This is a genomic window from Streptomyces natalensis ATCC 27448, from assembly GCF_000935125.1.
Classification (GTDB): Bacteria; Actinomycetota; Actinomycetes; order Streptomycetales; family Streptomycetaceae; genus Streptomyces; species Streptomyces natalensis.
The window spans coordinates 107,502-123,332 of sequence record NZ_JRKI01000027.1; the positions used below are offsets into that span (position 1 = coordinate 107,502).

General features: G+C 70.2%; 15 protein-coding genes and 1 pseudogene. 8 read left to right on the forward strand and 8 right to left on the reverse strand.

Annotated features, from left to right (window positions below):
* Positions 1-254: 254 nt before the first annotated feature.
* Complete coding sequence (locus SNA_RS18910) at positions 255-440, forward strand: hypothetical protein (protein ID WP_030063144.1); 186 nt, start codon at positions 255-257, stop codon at positions 438-440.
* 167 nt (positions 441-607) lie between these two features.
* Here the strand turns inward: SNA_RS18910 and SNA_RS18915 are convergent, their stop codons facing one another.
* Positions 608-1,297, reverse strand: a complete 690-nt coding sequence (locus SNA_RS18915; RefSeq protein WP_030063143.1) for a cysteine hydrolase family protein — start codon at positions 1,295-1,297, stop codon at positions 608-610.
* Positions 1,298-1,353: 56 nt separating this feature from the next.
* Between SNA_RS18915 and SNA_RS18920 the strand changes: the two genes are divergently transcribed.
* A complete protein-coding gene (locus tag SNA_RS18920) occupies positions 1,354-1,866 on the forward strand; it encodes a PadR family transcriptional regulator (protein WP_030063142.1) in 513 nt (170 codons plus the stop codon).
* Between the two features lie 42 nt (positions 1,867-1,908).
* Here the strand turns inward: SNA_RS18920 and SNA_RS39825 are convergent.
* From SNA_RS39825 to SNA_RS18930, 3 genes and pseudogenes are all read right to left on the reverse strand, one after another.
* Positions 1,909-2,103: pseudogene (locus tag SNA_RS39825) on the reverse strand (virginiamycin B lyase family protein); the annotation flags it as partial.
* Positions 2,104-2,186: 83 nt separating this feature from the next.
* The gene (locus tag SNA_RS18925; RefSeq protein ID WP_044365936.1) at positions 2,187-3,485 is read right to left on the reverse strand and encodes an erythromycin esterase family protein; all 1,299 of its coding nucleotides are present in this window, start codon (positions 3,483-3,485) and stop codon (positions 2,187-2,189) included.
* A gap of 107 nt (positions 3,486-3,592) precedes the next feature.
* Positions 3,593-4,258 carry a CatB-related O-acetyltransferase gene (locus tag SNA_RS18930; RefSeq protein ID WP_044365937.1) on the reverse strand — a complete coding sequence of 222 codons (666 nt, stop codon included), beginning with the start codon at positions 4,256-4,258 and terminating at the stop codon, positions 3,593-3,595.
* A 294-nt stretch (positions 4,259-4,552) separates the two neighbouring features.
* On the opposite strand from SNA_RS18930, the gene SNA_RS18935 reads away from it, so the two are divergent.
* Positions 4,553-5,230: a TetR/AcrR family transcriptional regulator gene (locus tag SNA_RS18935; protein WP_030065697.1), complete on the forward strand. Its 678-nt coding sequence runs from the start codon at positions 4,553-4,555 to the stop codon at positions 5,228-5,230.
* A 67-nt stretch (positions 5,231-5,297) separates the two neighbouring features.
* Here the strand turns inward: SNA_RS18935 and SNA_RS18940 are convergent, their stop codons facing one another.
* From SNA_RS18940 to SNA_RS18960, 4 genes are all read right to left on the reverse strand, one after another.
* Positions 5,298-6,443, reverse strand: coding sequence for an RNA polymerase sigma factor (locus SNA_RS18940; RefSeq protein WP_030065698.1), 1,146 nt, complete (start codon positions 6,441-6,443; stop codon positions 5,298-5,300).
* Positions 6,444-6,478: 35 nt separating this feature from the next.
* Entirely contained in the window at positions 6,479-6,886 is a 408-nt protein-coding gene (locus SNA_RS18945) for a YciI family protein (RefSeq protein ID WP_044365939.1), read from the reverse strand.
* A 281-nt stretch (positions 6,887-7,167) separates the two neighbouring features.
* The gene (gene katG, locus SNA_RS18950; protein WP_030065700.1) at positions 7,168-9,357 is read right to left on the reverse strand and encodes a catalase/peroxidase HPI; all 2,190 of its coding nucleotides are present in this window, start codon (positions 9,355-9,357) and stop codon (positions 7,168-7,170) included.
* 321 nt (positions 9,358-9,678) lie between these two features.
* Complete coding sequence (locus SNA_RS18960) at positions 9,679-10,866, reverse strand: hypothetical protein (protein WP_030065701.1); 1,188 nt, start codon at positions 10,864-10,866, stop codon at positions 9,679-9,681.
* Positions 10,867-11,185: 319 nt separating this feature from the next.
* On the opposite strand from SNA_RS18960, the gene SNA_RS41345 reads away from it, so the two are divergent.
* The 5 genes from SNA_RS41345 (at position 11,186) to SNA_RS18980 (ending at position 15,811) form a co-directional block, all read left to right on the forward strand.
* The gene (locus tag SNA_RS41345) at positions 11,186-11,296 is read left to right on the forward strand and encodes a keywimysin-related RiPP (RefSeq protein WP_104532004.1); all 111 of its coding nucleotides are present in this window, start codon (positions 11,186-11,188) and stop codon (positions 11,294-11,296) included.
* 107 nt (positions 11,297-11,403) lie between these two features.
* A complete protein-coding gene (locus SNA_RS18965) occupies positions 11,404-13,173 on the forward strand; it encodes a lasso peptide isopeptide bond-forming cyclase (RefSeq protein ID WP_275042011.1) in 1,770 nt (589 codons plus the stop codon).
* Between the two features lie 45 nt (positions 13,174-13,218).
* Complete coding sequence (locus SNA_RS18970; protein ID WP_030065702.1) at positions 13,219-13,473, forward strand: lasso peptide biosynthesis PqqD family chaperone; 255 nt, start codon at positions 13,219-13,221, stop codon at positions 13,471-13,473.
* Complete coding sequence (locus SNA_RS18975) at positions 13,470-13,904, forward strand: lasso peptide biosynthesis B2 protein (protein WP_030065703.1); 435 nt, start codon at positions 13,470-13,472, stop codon at positions 13,902-13,904. The genes SNA_RS18970 and SNA_RS18975 overlap by 4 nt, the downstream gene beginning before the upstream one ends.
* Before the next feature lie 107 nt (positions 13,905-14,011).
* On the forward strand, positions 14,012-15,811 hold the full coding sequence (locus tag SNA_RS18980; RefSeq protein WP_044365970.1) for an ABC transporter ATP-binding protein: 1,800 nt from the start codon (positions 14,012-14,014) through the stop codon (positions 15,809-15,811).
* Positions 15,812-15,831: the final 20 nt, after the last annotated feature.

The following is a 15,831-nucleotide window of genomic DNA, read 5'->3' on the forward strand; positions in this document are numbered from 1 at the left end:
GGATTGGCGGAATTGCCAGCCGTCACAGCCGTCCAAAAGTTGGAGGCTAACACAAAGTGACAGTGTGCCCCGGCCCTGTGGTGCCAGCCATCACGACTCGACAGGCCGATGCGCTGCACGCGCGGGCCGCCGATGAGGCCCGATGCGCCCGGAATAGGACCAGAACGGCGATATCACTCCGTATGCGACCTTCTTATGGGCGTGCAATGCTGATCTAAAGCCGATCAGCGATCTCCCCTTGGGGATGAAAGACCATGGCTAAAAAGTCCGAGGCGCAAAAGGCCCGCGAACAGGCTGATGCGAAGCTCCGTGAGGAGAGGGCAAAGGCGACGCAGCGTTCCGGGCGCACTGCCGCCGACGAAGCGTGGAAAGAGAAGTTGCGCCAGCAGCAGGAGGAACAGGACCGGCGCGACACCTTCGACGAGAATTACGATGTGTGAGCGGCCCGATTCCGTCTGAAGCCGTCACCGTCTCCGGCGCGACACCTTCTCCCGACGCCTGAACGTGCAGGTGAGTACGGCATCTGGCCCGTCGATGTCATCGGAGCGAAAACCGTCGAGGCGACATGGGGAGATTGCACCTCGCGGGTGCTCTCGTGCCCTCGTCATCAGGAAACGTTCGCCCGGCCCCCGACTTCTGACACCGGGGTGGTCGCGGACAGTCGGCGAGCGATCTCTTCTGCCGTCAGCACGAGCGCGAACCCCTTGCGCAGGACGGCGAGTTCAGGTTCCTGACGGGTTTCGTCGTCGGTGGCCGTGACGTCGGATCCGACGACGACCTTGTAGCCGCGTTCATAGCCCTGCCGGGCCGTGGTGCCGCAGCAGTAGTTGGTGAGCGTTCCCGTGACGATGACCGTGTCGCGGCCGAGGTTGCGCAGCATGGTGTCGAGCGGGGTGTCGTAGAACGCGCCATAGGAGGGTTTGCGGATCAGGACCTCGTCGGGGCGGCGGCCCATCTGGTCCCATACCTCGGCGGGGGCCGGTCGGCGCCAGTCGGTGTCGACGTGCGGGAGGAACCGCAGGCCGTGCGGCCGGTCCAGTCCGAGATGGGTGTCATCGAAGACGGTCCAGATCACGGGGACGGAGACGGCCCGGCAGTCCTCGACCAGTTGCTGAAGCCGGGGTGCCATCCGGGTGGCCGCAGGCACCCAATAGGGGCTCCAGCCGGGCCGGACGAATTCGTCCTGCATGTCGATGACCAGCAACGCCGTCCGTTCTGCCCGTATGTCGAACGATGCCCGGCCGAACTCGTAGGCGTTGCGCGCCCGGTCGGTCACCCATTCCTCGGTGTACGTCATCCGCGTCTCCTACATCGATTTCGAGGTACCTCGTTTCGATGTGCGAGAGTAGCAGCATGCTCGAACTCGCCATACTGGGATTCCTGGCCGAGGGGCCGCTGCACGGCTACCAACTACGCCACCGGATAGCGCACTTGTTCGGCCATGCCCGGCCGGTCAGTGATGGCAGCCTCTATCCGGCGATCAACCGGCTGGTGGGTGCTGGGCTGTTGGACCGGCGCACCGAACCGGGTGCCTCGGCCGCCCACCGGCATACCCTGAGCCTGACGGACGCCGGCCGCTGCGAGCTGCTGCGTCGTCTGCGGGATGCCGACGGCCTGGACATCAGCGACAGCACCCGGTACTTCACGGTCCTGGCTTTTCTCTCCCAGGTACCCGACACCGCCGAGCAGCACGCGGTGCTCCGCCGACGGCTGGAATTTCTGGAGCAGCCCGCGAGCTTCTTCTATGACGGCGACCGCCCGCTGGGCGCCGAGGACAATGACGACCCCTACCGCCGCGGCATGCTCACCATCGCCCGCGCTACCAGCCATGCGGAACGGTCCTGGCTGCGGGAGGTTCTTGCCTGACGGGTGGTCCGCGCCGCGCCGGCAGTTCGCTCGCCTGACTGCTCACTGACCCGAACACCGGTGAGCGCGCAGGTCGTTGGCGGGTGGGGCGCGGGCGCCGGTTGCGAGCGCTCTCCAGAGTGCGCCGTCCGGGCCGAGCGTGATGCCGTGCGGTTCGCTGCCGGGGGTCGGCAGGTCGTGTTCGGTGATCGTGCCGTCGGGGGTGATCGTCCCGATGCGGTTGCTGCCCCTGTCCGTCCGGAGCGACCACCTGTGTCTCCGGACGGACTTCGTGTGCGAGGTCAGTCGGTGGTCCCAGGCGTTGGCCTGCCTGGCCTGTCTCACGTGATGTTGAGGTTGTCGGCCAAGGTGGAGGTCGGGGTGTGGAGGATGGCGTCGAACGCCTCGAGGATGGGGGTGTGCAGGTAGGCGCTCTGTATCCGGATGCGGTCGGGGCCTGGGGCAAGGCCGGGGTTGGCATGAGCCCCCGGGCGTGCCTGGTGTAGATCGGCAATGCTGAGCCCGAGTTCGGCATCGGCGAAGGCGGCCTCGATGCTTCCCGGCTCGGGCGCCTCCAGCACGGTGGCGTCGATGGTGAAGCCGAAGCGTGTGTTCTCGTCGCGGGGCATGTCCGCGGTGTGTCCGGTGGTGCTGGTCAGGCCGAGGGCGACGTAGTCGTCGCCGAGTGCGCGGTGCAGGTGCTGTCCCATGGGGAGCCCGGTGAGGTAGCCGTTGAAGGAGACCGGTGTTTTCTGGATGTGGGCGTTGTGAGCCGCCAGTACGACGCGGGTCCCCGGTTCGAAGCGCTCCAGGTGCCACAGGACCGACTCTGCCATGTAGGCGTCCCGGGCCGAGGTGTCGGCGGTCAGTCCTTTGCCGGCGAAGAGGTCGGCCATGGCGCGGAAGGTGTAGTCGGCGTGGCAGGCGCCTTCGAGGCGTCGCTGGGCGATCTCGTAGCTGTGCTGGTCGCTGCGGGAGACGTAGAGCGGTTCGAGGGAGCGGAACCGGATGAGCAGGCGTGTCAGGGTCGAGCTGAGGGCGTCTTGTTCGGCGGTGGCCAGGCGTGCCCACGCGGGCGCGGCGACGGCGCCGGAGCCACCGGCGAACGATTCGGCGATCCGCATCGCCGTCTCGACCGCCGGCAGGGTTTCGGGATCGATGTGGCGAAGGTAGTCGGCGACGGGGGCCAGGGCGGGAAGCAAGGACCCGCCGGCCGCTGGGATGTCGATGCCGGCGAAGTGCACCGGTGGTGAGGCGGTGCGGTTGTGCCGGCGTATCCAGCGCAGGGGCTCGTCGAGTCCTACGGGGACCGCTGCGGCGAGGTGAGCCGACAGGTCGTCGCCCGTTCCCTCGCCCTGGGCCCACGCGTCAAGGTTGAAGCCTTCGCTGAAGCCGTATTCGAAGGCCAGGACGGTGAAGCCGCAGCGTTCGACCAGGAACCGCAGGATGCGCTCGCGCATGAGGGCGAACTCGTTGATGAAGTGGGAACTTTCGCCGATCGCGACGACGCGGGCGTCACCGATGATGGCGCGCAGCGGCTCCAGGTCATCGAGCGGCGCCTCTCGGTCGAGGTGGGTGAGCGGGACGGCATGGCCGCGAAGCCAGTCGGCGAAGGGGGTGTGGTGGGACGAAGCAGGCATGCTGATGACTCGATTCCGAGGTGCTGGAAGTCTGAAACGGGAGTCGCGTATCGGTCAGTTGTCGGTTGCCGTGGTTCCCGGGTGTGAAGTGCGGGAACGCGAGTGGATCACTGAAGCGGGGGCGCCGCGTTCTCCAGGTCGTCGATGCTGCCGGACATGATCGTGCGGAGGTGTTCGGTGATGTGCTCGAGCGGCCAGTCCCACCAGGCCACGGCCAGGAGGCGGTTGATGTCGGCATCGCTGTAGCGGCGGCGGATCAGGCGGGCGGGGTTGCCGCCGACGATGCCGTAGTCGGGGACGTCGTCGACGACGACGGAGCCGGACGCGATGATCGCTCCGTGGCCGATGCGGACGCCGGGCATCACCATGGCCCGGTAACCGAACCAGACGTCATGGCCCACCACGGTGTCACCCCGGCCGTCCAGGCCGGTGATGAGGTCGAAGTGCTCGGACCAGGAACCGCCCATGATGGGGAACGGGAACGTCGAGGGGCCGTCCATACGGTGGTTGGCGCCGTTCATGATGAACCGCACACCCTCGCCCAGCGCACAGAACTTCCCGATGACCAGCTTCTCCGGCCCGTAGTGGTACAGCACATTGCGCGTCTCGAAGGCGGTCGGGTCCTCGGGGTCGTCGTAGTAGGAGAACTCTCCGACCTCGATCAGCGGCGAGGTGACCAGCGGCTTCAGCAGCACCACGCGCGGCTGCTCGGGCATCGGATGCACCACGGTCGGGTCGGCGGGAACAGCGGGAACAGCGGGAACAGGCGACATCGCGAATTGCTTCCTTTGTGAGGGGTGTCTGCTCTGAAGGGGGTGTCTGCTCTGAAGGGAGGTCTGCGGGTCTGGAGGACCTCAGGCCCTGGCGGCGGACGCCGGAGCCGCCTGCATGGTCAGGGCCAGGTGTGCGCCCGGCCGGCGCCGACGCAGCCGGCGATCATGGCTGACGATGGCGAGGGTGCGTTGTATCCGGTCAGAGCGGTTTCCAGCGATTACTCTACTAGTGCGACAACTGCTGCTTTAAGATGTTGCCATAACGCTGACCCCTGAGCAAAGGACTAACCACCGATGACTCCCCCAGGCCCAGACCCAGGCCAAGGAACGGAACGCGAACCTGAACCGGACGACACCACACCGCCGCCGACCCGCCGCCGCCCCGGGGGCCGCACCGCACGCATTCGTACGCAAGTACTCGACGCGGTCCTCGCGGAGCTCGGCGAACACGGTTTCGACGGGCTCACCACGGACGCCGTCGCGGCCCGCGCCGGCGTGCACCGGACCACGGTGTACCGGCGCTGGGGAGACGTCGGCGGCCTGCTCGCCGACGTTCTCGACGCGGCGAGCGACGACGACTGGCAGCCACCGGACACCGGCTCGCTGGAAGGCGACCTGGCAGCGCTGAACCAGGAGATCCAGACAGCCCTGACTGCCCAGCCACCGATCGTGACAGCACTGATCGCCGCCTCGTTCCGCTCCGAGAAGGCCGCCCACGCCCAACAGCGGCTCTGGGAGGGCCGCTACGCCCGCTGCGAGATCGTCGTCAGCCGGGCCGTGCGCCGCGGCGAACTCCCACCGCACACCGACGCTCGACGCCTGCTCATCGCCGCCACCGCGCCGGTGTACCACCATCTGGTGCTTCTCCGCACACCACCCGACCCACAACTGCCCGGCCATGCAGCCAGAACCGCCGCCCTCGCCGCAGCCGCCGGCGCCTTCGCCGAACCCCGGTCAGTGAGCCGCAGTTGAACGAGACTTCACCGGTGCCGCACCGCCCGCGGCGCCACATGCTGCGGGAAGATCCGAGCGCGACCCGTCAACGACTCCGGCGGGCGTTGAGCCGGGCGGCCTGACGTGTCAGGTGGTCGCGTTCGGCGAGGTTGGGTGCCTTGTGGGCCGCCTCGGCGTACAGCCGGGCCGCCTTCGTCAGGTCGCCGTCGCGTTCGTGGAGGTACGCGGCCACCGCGGCGTGGCGGGGCAGGGAGTCGTCCAGCGCGGCGAGCGCCGCGAGTCCGGCGCGTGGTCCGTCGGCCTCGCCGACGGCGACCGCGCGGTTGAGGCGGACGATGGGGCTGTCGGTCAGGCGTGCGAGCTCGTCGTACCACTCGACGATCTGCACCCAGTCCGTCTCCTCGGCGGTGGGCGCGTCGGCGTGGAGTGCCGCGATGGCGGCCTGGGCCTGGAACTCGCCCAGCCGGTCGCGGGCGAGGGCCGTCTGGAGGAGCGCGATGCCTTCGGCGATCGAGGCGGTGTCCCAGCGGCTGCGGTCCTGTTCGGCGAGCGGTACGAGGCTGCCGTCGGGCGCGGTCCGGGTGGCGCGCCGGGCGTGGTGGAGCAGCATGAGGGCGAGCAGCCCGGCCACCTCGGGGTGATCGATAGCGGCCGCGAGCTGCCGGGTGAGCCGGATGGCCTCGGCGGCGAGGTCGACGTCGCCGGAGTAGCCCTCGTTGAAGACCAGGTAGAGGACGCGCAGCACGGTGGCGACGTCGCCGGGCTGGTCGAAACGGACGCGGGAGACCGTGCGCTTGGCCCGGCTGATGCGCTGCGCCATGGTCGCCTCGGGCACCAGGTATGCCTGGGCGATCTGGCGGGTGGTGAGCCCTCCGACGGCGCGCAGCGTGAGCGCGACCGCGGACGACGGCGTCAGTGACGGGTGGGCGCACAGGAAGTAGAGCTGGAGCGTGTCGTCGGCGGTGGGCGTGGGCCCGGGCGGCGGTTCCTCGTCGACGCGGTCCTCCCGTCGGCGGCGGGCGGTGTCCGCCCGGGTCGCGTCGAGGAACTTGCGCCAGGCCACGGTGACCAGCCAGCCCTTCGCATCCCGCGGAGCGTCGGTCGGCCAGACGCGGACCGCCTCGATGAGCGCGTCCTGCACCGCGTCCTCGGCCGCCGCGAAGTCTGCTCCGCGGCGGACGAGGACGGCGAGCACGCTCGGCGTGAGGCTCCGCAGCAGGGCCTCGTCCATCTGAGGCACCTGAGGCATCCGAGTCACCTGAGAGGTCACTCCGTGATGGTGGGCGGGCAGGCCAGGAAGGGGCGTACCTCAAGCCACTCGTGGATCGGCTTCCCGCCCGCCCCGGGGGCGGCCGACAGTTCTCCGGCCAGCTCGACGGCGCGCTCGTAGCTGTCGACGTCGATCACCATCCAGCCGGCGATGAGGTCCTTGGTCTCGGCGAACGGGCCGTCCGTGACCGGCGGGCGGCCCTCGCCGTCGTACCGGACCCACGTCCCCTCGGGGGCGAGCGCCTGACCGTCGACGAACTCGCCGGTCTTCTCGAGCCGGTCCGCGAAGTCCTGCATGTACTGCACGTGCGCGGAGATCTCCTCCGGTGCCCACTGGTCCATGGGCACGTCGTTCACCGCAGCCGGGGCGCCGCGGTAGTGCTTGAGCAGCAAGTACTTGGCCATCGTGTCTCTCCTCGGTGCTGGTGCGACCCATTGTGGTCGCCTTCACCCCGGGGACGGAGCCGGTCACGGGTTCTCGACATCGCCGTCCGAAATTTTTTTGGCTCTCGTCGATGAGCCCGGGTGAGAGGTACTCGCGGACCGCCCGTCGCCGCCCCGCCCCGGCCTGACCTGACCTGACCTGGCCCGAGGACGTCCCGGCCGGCCGACGGGTGGCCGACCGGGACATCGGGCTCCGGGACCTCGGGCTCAGGCGTCGGGCGTCAGGCGTCAGGCGTCAGGCGTCAGGCGAGGTCGAACCGATCCAGGTTCATCACCTTGTCCCACGCTGCCACGAAGTCACGGACGAACTTCTCTCCCGCGTCCGCGGACGCGTAGACCTCGGAGACGGCCCGGAGCTGGGAGTGCGAGCCGAAGATGAGGTCGACGGCGGTGGCGGTCCACTTGGTCTCGCCCGTGGCCCGATCCCGGCCTTCGAAGACGTTCTCGGCCGACTCGGACGCCTTCCACTCCGTGCCCATGTCGAGCAGGTTGACGAAGAAGTCGTTGGTCAAGGCATCCGGCCGTTGGGTGAAGACGCCGTGTGGGGATCGCTTGAAGCCGGTGTCCAGGGCCCGCATGCCGCCGATCAGAACCGTCATCTCGGGAGCGGTCAGCGTCAACAGGCTGGCGCGGTCCAGCAAGAGCGTCTCCGGCGACAGCTTCTCCCCCGCCCGCAGGTAGTTGCGGAACCCGTCCGCCCGGGGTTCGAGCACGGCGAACGACTCCACGTCGGTCTGCTCCTGCGAGGCGTCCGTGCGCCCCGGTGCGAACGGGACGGTGACCGCGTGCCCGGCGTTCTTCGCGGCTTGTTCGACGGCCGCGCACCCGCCCAGGACGATCAGGTCGGCGAGGGACACCTTCTTCCCGCCGGTCTGCGCGCCGTTGAAGTCCTGCTGGAGCCGCTCGAGGGTCCGCAGCGTCTCGGCCACCTCGGGCAGGTCGTTGCTCTCCCAGCCCTTCTGCGGTGCGAGCCGGATCCGTGCCCCGTTGGCCCCGCCGCGCTTGTCGGTGCCGCGGAAGCTCGCCGCCGACGCCCACGCGGTGGTGACCAGCTGGGAGACGGACATCCCCGAGGCGAGGATCCTGCTCTTGAGGGCAACGATGTCGTCTTCCGCGACCAGTGCGTGATCGACCTCGGGGACGGGGTCCTGCCACAGCTGCGGCTCGGGCACCCACGGGCCGAGGTAGCGCGAGGCGGGTCCCATATCGCGGTGCAGCAGCTTGTACCACGCCTTGCAGAACGCCACCGCGAGCTTCTCCGGGTTCTCGTGGTAGCTCTTCGAGATCGGCGCGTAGACCGGATCCAGCTTCAGCGCGAGGTCCGTCGTCAGCATCATGGGAGCGTGTGTCTTCGACGGGTCATGCGCGTCCGGTACGGCGTTCTTGGCCGACGGATCCGTGGGAGTCCACTGCTTCGCCCCGGCGGGGCTCGTCGTCAGCTCCCACTCGTACGTGAACAGGTTGTCCAGGTAGCCGTGGTCCCACTTCGTCGGCTCGGCGGTCCATGCGCCCTCGAGCCCGCTGGTGAGCGCGTCGGAGCCCTTGCCGCTGCCGTAGGTGTTCCGCCAGCCGAGGCCCTGCTGCTCGATGGGGCCGGCCTCGGGTTCCGGGCCGATGTACGCGGGATCGACCGCACCATGACACTTGCCGAACGTGTGGCCGCCGACGATGAGCGCAACCGTCTCCTCGTCGTTCATCGCCATACGCCCGAAGGTCTCGCGGATATCCGTGGCGGCGGCCATCGGGTCCGGGTTGCCGTTGGGGCCCTCCGGATTGACGTAGATCAGTCCCATCTGCACGGCGCCGAAGGGCCCGGTGAGTTCCCGGTCGCCGGTGTAGCGCTCATCTCCGAGCCAGGTGTCCTCGGGCCCCCAGAAGATTTCCTCGGGTTCCCAGATGTCCTCGCGCCCGAAGCCGAACCCGAACGTCTTGAGCCCCATCGATTCGATGGCACAGTTGCCGGCGAAGACCAGAAGGTCGGCCCAGGAGATTTTCCGGCCGTACTTCTGCTTGACCGGCCAGAGCAGACGGCGCGCCTTGTCGAGGCTCGCGTTGTCCGGCCAGCTGTTGAGGGGGGCGAAGCGCTGGGCGCCGGCGCCGCCACCGCCGCGGCCGTCGGCGATGCGGTACGTACCCGCGGCATGCCAGCTCATCCGGATGAAGAGCGGCCCGTAGTGGCCGTAGTCGGCAGGCCACCAGTCCTGCGACGTCGTCATCACCTCGAAGACGTCCTGCTTCAGCGCGTCGACGTCGAGGTTCGCGAACTCTTCTGCGTAGGTGAAGTCCTCGTCCATCGGATTGGACCGGGACGAGTGCTGGTGGAGAATCTGAAGGTCCAGCTGATTCGGCCACCAGTCGCGGTTCGTCCTGGGCTGAGTCGGCGTGGGAGCCGGGGAGGAGATCACTGGGTTCTCGCTTTCGCTGCCGGACACGTCCGTCCTTCTTCCTGTCTCGGTGTTCCTTCTGGTGGCTGCTCGATGTGTGCTGCTCGCTGCTTGGTGCTCGCCGCTTGCTCATGGCGTGGGTCTGCCTTGCTGGTGTCGGCGTCCGTATGGTCGCGCACCGCAGACCGCACCGCTACGAGAACACGCAGAGCACCGCCGCGTAAGAAGACTCAAAGCGCAACGACGGCGGGGCCGCCCTCGGCGGCGTCGTCCGGCGGCGAGGGCGGCATCGGGCTGCTCATGCGGCGGCCGGGACAGGGCGGGCCGGGGCACGTTCGCGCAGAGGCACGGTGCCGGGTCCGGGTCGGGCTACGGCCTGGTGGGGTCTTCGGCGGAGGCGGGGTCCTCGGCGGAGGCGGTGGCGTCGGCGGATTTCGCGCGGCCCGTGGCCACCCGCAGGGTCAGGGAAGCCGCGACTCCCGCCACCAGACCGCAGGTCAGCGCGGCCGGGACGCCGTCACCGATGGTGGCGGACAGATACAGCAGCCCCCACCGCATGCCCGAGCCCGCCCCGTCCAGCGCCATCCGCAGCAGTTGGCCGGCCAGCAGCCCGAGGACGGTCGCGCAGACTGCGCCGGTCGCCATCGCCGGGACGGTGGCCCGGGTGAGCAGTCCGGGCAGCCGCCGCAGTGCGCACCAGACCACGGCGAGCAGCAGCACATCGGCGGCGCGATACAGCAGCCAGTCGCCGAGCGGCGTACCCCCCGGGGCGGTCCAGGCGCCGAGGAGCAGCCACTGGCGCAGGAGGTCGCCCGGTTCGGCGAGCAGCCCGCTGTTGGGTGAGACCGTCTGGAGGACGGCGGCGACCGGCTGGTACGAGAGGACCACCAGGGACACGGCGATCACCGCGGCCCCGGCGGTGGCGGCGAGGCGCGCTGCGCGCGCCGGGACGGCCGCCCGCGGCAGCGGCCCGGCTCCCTTGGCCGCGACCCGCGCGACGAGAACCGTCACCGCCGCCGCGACCAGCGCGGTCGCCACCAGCACTTGCCGCCCGGACGAGATCACGCCCGCCAGCTGCGGCAGAAAGCGATAACTGCCGTGCCCCTGGGCGGCGATCAGCCACGGCGCGGAGACGGCGACCGCCAGGGTCCCGGCCACCAGGCCCCAGGCCCACACCGCGAGCAGCGCGGCCGGCATCCGGCCGTGCACCGGCGGCAGCCTGCGGACCAGCAGCAGCGCCCCGAGCACGAAGAAGACGAAGACCGCGCCGAACCGGACCTGGAGCGCGGTGGCGTACAGCGCGAGGTAGGGGGTGCCGTTGCTCGATGCCGTGCCCCCGACCCCACCGGACGGCTCGGCGCCGTACTGCACGGAGGCGGGAGGGTCGTACGACCAGGGGGTGAGCCAGTGCTCCAGCTGGGCGGCGGCCTGACCGTCGATCACGTTGGCACTGCCCGGCAGGTGCAGTGCGGGAGCGCTGGCCCCCGCCCACCACAGAAGGGCTGTGAGCAGCAGCCCTCCGACCAGTGCGGGTATCGCCGCGCGCCCGTATCTCATTGCTTCCCCCGTCTTGGTCGCAGATCCCCTGAATCCCCGGGAATCCCCTGGCCAGGGATGTTAGGGGACGTTGATCACATATGGGTCACGACCGGATGCCGGGCTCGCCATGCGATCCGAACACCCCTTTGCCGCATATAAATGCGATAATCCTTATGAATACGCACATACGCGTATTGCCGCGCCTAGGGGGGCCGTTGCTACCTTCTTCTTCGTGACGCCGAACCGCCTTGCGGCAGACGGAAGTTACGTTCCCCTCAGGCTGGCCGTCGTCACTGCCACCGAAGAGAAATCACCGAGTAGTCGAAGAGGAGATGTCATGAAGAAGGCATACGAGGCCCCGACCCTGGTGCGGCGCGGAGACTTCCGGACCGAGACCGGGCTGCTTGAGTTCCGCGGCAACGACCGGCTCATCCTCAGCAAGAACTGAGGACGGGTAGCTGATCCGAACCGATGCCTGAAACGCATGATCATGGGGGCGCGGGCCTCGGCGGAGCGTACTTCGCAGTCCTTCCGGACTGCGCGGACGCACCCGGCGTGGCCCGCCGCCTTCCCCACTCACGGACCCTGGACCACCCCTCCGGCCGCCCATGGCTCACCGGCAGCTGGACCGACGCGGAGTGTGTCACCGCCGCCACCCGACGGGCCGCGCTGGCCGTCGTGGGCAGCAGCGGCCTCACCTCCGAACAACTCCTGCGCCATGCGGAACGTTTGACGGACCTCGCCGCGCTCGACGGACTCGCCCGCACGCTGCCCGGCAGCTTCCACCTCGTGGGCTCGCTGGACGGCCAGGTACGCATCCAGGGCCCGGCCTCGGGCCTGCGGCTGGTCTTCCATGCCGATGTCGACGGCGTCCGGGTCGCCGCGAGCAGCGCCGACCTGCTGGCCCGCGCCCTCGGCGCCGAACCCGACCCCCGTGAAGTGGCCGTCCGGCTGCTGTGGCCGGTCCCCCACCCCCTCTACGAGAACGCGCTGTTCCGCGGCGTGACCGCCGTCCGGCCGGGCGAGGCCCTCGTCGTCTCCCGCGACGGGCGCAGCGCACGGACCTCCCGCTGGTGGCGGCCGCCCGAGCCGGTACGGACCCTGGCCGAAGGCGCGCCGGTACTGCGGCAGGCCCTGACCGAAGCGGTGAACGTCCGTACCCGGGGGAACGCAGTGGTCAGTTGCGACCTCTCCGGCGGTCTGGACTCGACCTCGGTCTGCTTCCTGGCCGACCGCTCCCCGGCCCGGGTACTCGCCTCCACCTGGCCGGGCCGCGACCCCGCCGACAACGACCTGGAATGGGCCAAGCGGGCCATCGGGCATCTGCCCGAGGTCGAGCACGTGGTGTGGGACAGCGAACAGAGCCCGCTGGTCTACGCCGACCTCCTGGACATCGACGACCCCATGGACGAGCCGACCATCGGCGTCATGGACCGGTCCCGGGCCCGGCACCACCTGCCTGCCCTGCGGGAACGCGGCAGTCAACTGCATCTGACCGGCATCGGCGGCGACCACATCGCCTGGTGTTCCGAGGCCTACTACCACCGGCTGTTGCGCCGACGTCCGCTGCACGCCGCCCGCCAACTGCGCGGCTTCAAAGCCCTGTTCAACTGGCCGTTCGGCGATATGGTCCGCGCGCTGGCCGACAGCCGCCCCTACGGCAGCTGGCTCGCCGATGCCGCCGCGCATCTGCACGCCCCGTCCCCACCCGGCGTCACCGGCATGCTCGGCTGGTCGGCGCCGCCGCGCCTGTTCGACTGGGTCACCCCCGAGGCCACCCGCGTGGTCCGCGAGGCCCTCACCGACGCGGCGGCCACCGCGCGGCCGCTCCATCGCGACCGGGGTATGCACACCGACCTGGAGGCCATCCGTTCCTGCACCCGCATCATCCGCCTGTGGGACGGCATGGCCGCCCGCACGGGTCTGCCCATGGCCTCGCCGTTCTTCGACGACCGGGTCATCGAAGCCGCCCTCGCCGTCAGGCCCGAGGAACGGGTCACCCCGTGGGCGTACAAACCCCTGCTGACCACCGCGATGCGCGGCATCGTGCCGGACGAATGCCTCAGCCGCAGCAACAAGGCCCAGGCATCGATGGACGCCTCCGACGGACTGCGGCAGTCCCGCGGCGATCTGCTGGCGCTGTGGGACGACTCCCGTCTCGCCCGGATGGGGCTGGTCGACCGCGAGGCGCTGCGGGCCCTGGCCCTGCGCCCCGCCTCCCCCGGCCTGCGGGACGCGATCCTCTACTCCACCATCGCCTGCGAGGTGTGGCTGCGAAGCCTCGACCGCCGCGCGGGGAGCGGCAGCAGCACCGCCATGACGTAGGCACGTCACCACGTAGGCACTTCACCACGCAAGGAGGAGGGGCTGATGGCACTGCGACTCGGCGCCCACATCACGACCGCCGACACCGAATACGGAACCGTTCTGCTGGACCAGCGCAGCGGGGAATACTGGGAACTCAACCCCACCGGCACCCTGATCCTCCGCACCCTGCTCGACGGCGGCGACGAACAGGACGCCACCGACGCGCTCATCGCGGAATTCGACATCGACCGCTCCCGGGGCTCGAAGGACGTCACCGAGCTGCTCACCCAACTGCGGTCCTGCGGGCTGGTCTCGTGAGCACTCCCAGCGCGCTGGCGCGGCCCAGCGGTGTTCCGCTGACGCACCGTCTCGCCGCCCGCGCCGTGCTGCCGGCGGCACGTCTGCTCTCCCGGCTGCCGCCCCAGCGCATCCGGTCCGCGCTGACCCTCGTCCGCCGGGGCGCGGCCGCCGCCACACCACAGCAGGCGCAGGCGGCCCGCGACGCGATGTGTGCAGTGAGCCTGCTCTGCGCCGGACCGCAAGGCTGCCTGCCGCGTTCGCTGGGCACCGTACTGCTGTGCCGCCTGTGGGGCGTCTGGCCCACATGGTGCACCGGGGTCCGTGTGGTGCCCCCGTTCGCCGCGCACGCCTGGGTGGAGGTCGACGGAGGGCCGGTGGGCGAGGGCGTACCCGACGACTACTTCACCCGGCTCCTCGTCGTCGCCCCCGCGCGCCGGGACGCACCATGAGCGGGCAGCTCACCACGGACGCCGCAGCGCGGCCGGACGAGCACGGCGCACCACCGGGGGAACCGGCCCCGGGGGTGCGCCGGGGCGGCCGGGGAGCGGTGGCCACGATGGCGGGCCTGACCGCCGGGCACCGGCCCGCCATCGCCGTGGCCACCGTGTTCACCCTGGCCGGCTCGGCGATGGGACTGGCCCAGCCCCTCGTCGCCCGCAACATCGTGGACGCCGCCCGGCACGGCCGCGTCCTGGTACCGCTGTTGGTGCTCATGGGCCTGTTCGTGGCCGAGGCGGTCACCTCCGCGGCCGGCCGGTTCCTGCTGGAGCGCATGGGGGAAGGCGTCATCCGCACCCTGCGCCACGGGCTCGTCTCCCGACTGCTCCGCCTCGACATGCGCGAGTACGGGCGGCACCGCACCGGCGACCTGATCTCGCGTGTCACCACCGACACCACCGTCGTACGCGAGGCCGCCGCGCAGGCCCTCGTCGACCTGGTGTCCGGAGCCCTCGTCTCCCTCGGCGCGCTGTTGCTGATGGCCTGGCTCGACCCGCTCCTGCTCCTCCTGGTCGCCGCCACCGTCGGCGCCGCGGCCCTCGTCGTCACCACACTGCTCTCCGGAATTCGGGCCGCCTCCGAACGCACCCAGCGCGCCGTGGGGGACATCTCCGCCGACCTCGAACGGGTGCTGGGCGCGCTGCCCATGGTGCGGGTCCACTGCGCCGAGGACCGCGAGGCAGCACGGATCGGAACCCGTATCGATGCCGCCTACACCGCCGGAGTGCACACCGCCAAACTCGCCGCCGTCATGAGCTCGGCGGTCCAACTCGCCGTGCACGGCTCATTCCTGCTGGTCCTGGTCATCGGCGGGATGCGCGTCGGCGGCGCCGACTCACTCGGCGAACTGGTCGCCTTCCTCCTGTACGCCTCCTACCTCGTCGTCCCGCTCTCCTCCGTCTTCCACGCCGTCGGCCTCATCCAGCGCGGCATGGGCGCTTACGAGCGTGTCGAGGAGGCGATGGGGTTGCCTGTCGAGCCGGCCGAGGGGGTCGGACCTGTCGACGGCACGGGGCCCACCGGAGCCAGTGGCCGTGCTGGTGCCACCGGGCTTGCCGAGCCCGCCGGACCCGCCGACCGCGCTGAACCCGCCGGACCCACGGACACCACCCGCCACGCCGACGCCCTCACCTTCCGCGACGTCCACTTCGCCTACCACCCCGGTCGGCCCGTGCTGCGCGGTGTCTCGCTCTCCGTCCCCCGCCGCGGCCAGATCGCACTCGTGGGCTGCTCGGGCGCCGGCAAGACCACGCTCTTCTCCCTCGCCGCCCGGTTCTACGAACCGCAAACCGGCACCGTCCTCTTCGACGGGCGGCCCGCGCCCGAACTCACCCGCCGCGCCTGCCGCTCACGCATCGCCCTGGTCGACCAGAACACCCATATCGTCCACGGCACCCTGTGGGACAACCTCACCTACGCCGACCCCGGCGCCGACCCGTCCGAGGTCCAACGCGTGATCCAGCAGGCCAATCTCACCGACCTCGTCGACCGCCTTCCCGGCGGACTCTCCTGCACGCTCGGCGAGCGCGGCAGCACCCTCTCCGGCGGCGAACGCCAGCGAGTGGCCCTCGCCCGTGCCCTCCTGACCCGGCCCGCACTGCTCCTGCTCGACGAACCCACCTCACACCTGGACGCCCTCAATGAGGCCGCCCTCACCCGCGTCATGCACGACACGGCCCGCCAGTGCGCACTGCTCGTCATCGCCCACCGGCTCTCCACCGTCCAAAACGCCGACCGCATCTACCTCCTCGACTCAGGCCGCATCACCGCCACCGGAACCCACGAAGAACTGCTCCACCACAGCCCGGCCTACCGCGAACTGGCCGACGCACAGACACTGCGCGGTCCTGCGGCGTGAGGCCGGTCTCGGGGCCGGCC

Coding starts and splice junctions, on each gene's coding strand:
- SNA_RS18910 (WP_030063144.1), top strand. CDS start 255: ATGGCTAAAAAGTCCGAGGCGCAAAAGGCCCGCGAACAGGCTGATGCG.
- SNA_RS18915 (WP_030063143.1), bottom strand. CDS start 1,297: ATGACGTACACCGAGGAATGGGTGACCGACCGGGCGCGCAACGCCTAC.
- SNA_RS18920 (WP_030063142.1), top strand. CDS start 1,354: ATGCTCGAACTCGCCATACTGGGATTCCTGGCCGAGGGGCCGCTGCAC.
- SNA_RS18925 (WP_044365936.1), bottom strand. CDS start 3,485: ATGCCTGCTTCGTCCCACCACACCCCCTTCGCCGACTGGCTTCGCGGC.
- SNA_RS18930 (WP_044365937.1), bottom strand. CDS start 4,258: ATGTCGCCTGTTCCCGCTGTTCCCGCTGTTCCCGCCGACCCGACCGTG.
- SNA_RS18935 (WP_030065697.1), top strand. CDS start 4,553: ATGACTCCCCCAGGCCCAGACCCAGGCCAAGGAACGGAACGCGAACCT.
- SNA_RS18940 (WP_030065698.1), bottom strand. CDS start 6,443: ATGGACGAGGCCCTGCTGCGGAGCCTCACGCCGAGCGTGCTCGCCGTC.
- SNA_RS18945 (WP_044365939.1), bottom strand. CDS start 6,886: ATGGCCAAGTACTTGCTGCTCAAGCACTACCGCGGCGCCCCGGCTGCG.
- SNA_RS18960 (WP_030065701.1), bottom strand. CDS start 10,866: ATGAGATACGGGCGCGCGGCGATACCCGCACTGGTCGGAGGGCTGCTG.
- SNA_RS41345 (WP_104532004.1), top strand. CDS start 11,186: ATGAAGAAGGCATACGAGGCCCCGACCCTGGTGCGGCGCGGAGACTTC.
- SNA_RS18970 (WP_030065702.1), top strand. CDS start 13,219: ATGGCACTGCGACTCGGCGCCCACATCACGACCGCCGACACCGAATAC.
- SNA_RS18980 (WP_044365970.1), top strand. CDS start 14,012: ATGGCGGGCCTGACCGCCGGGCACCGGCCCGCCATCGCCGTGGCCACC.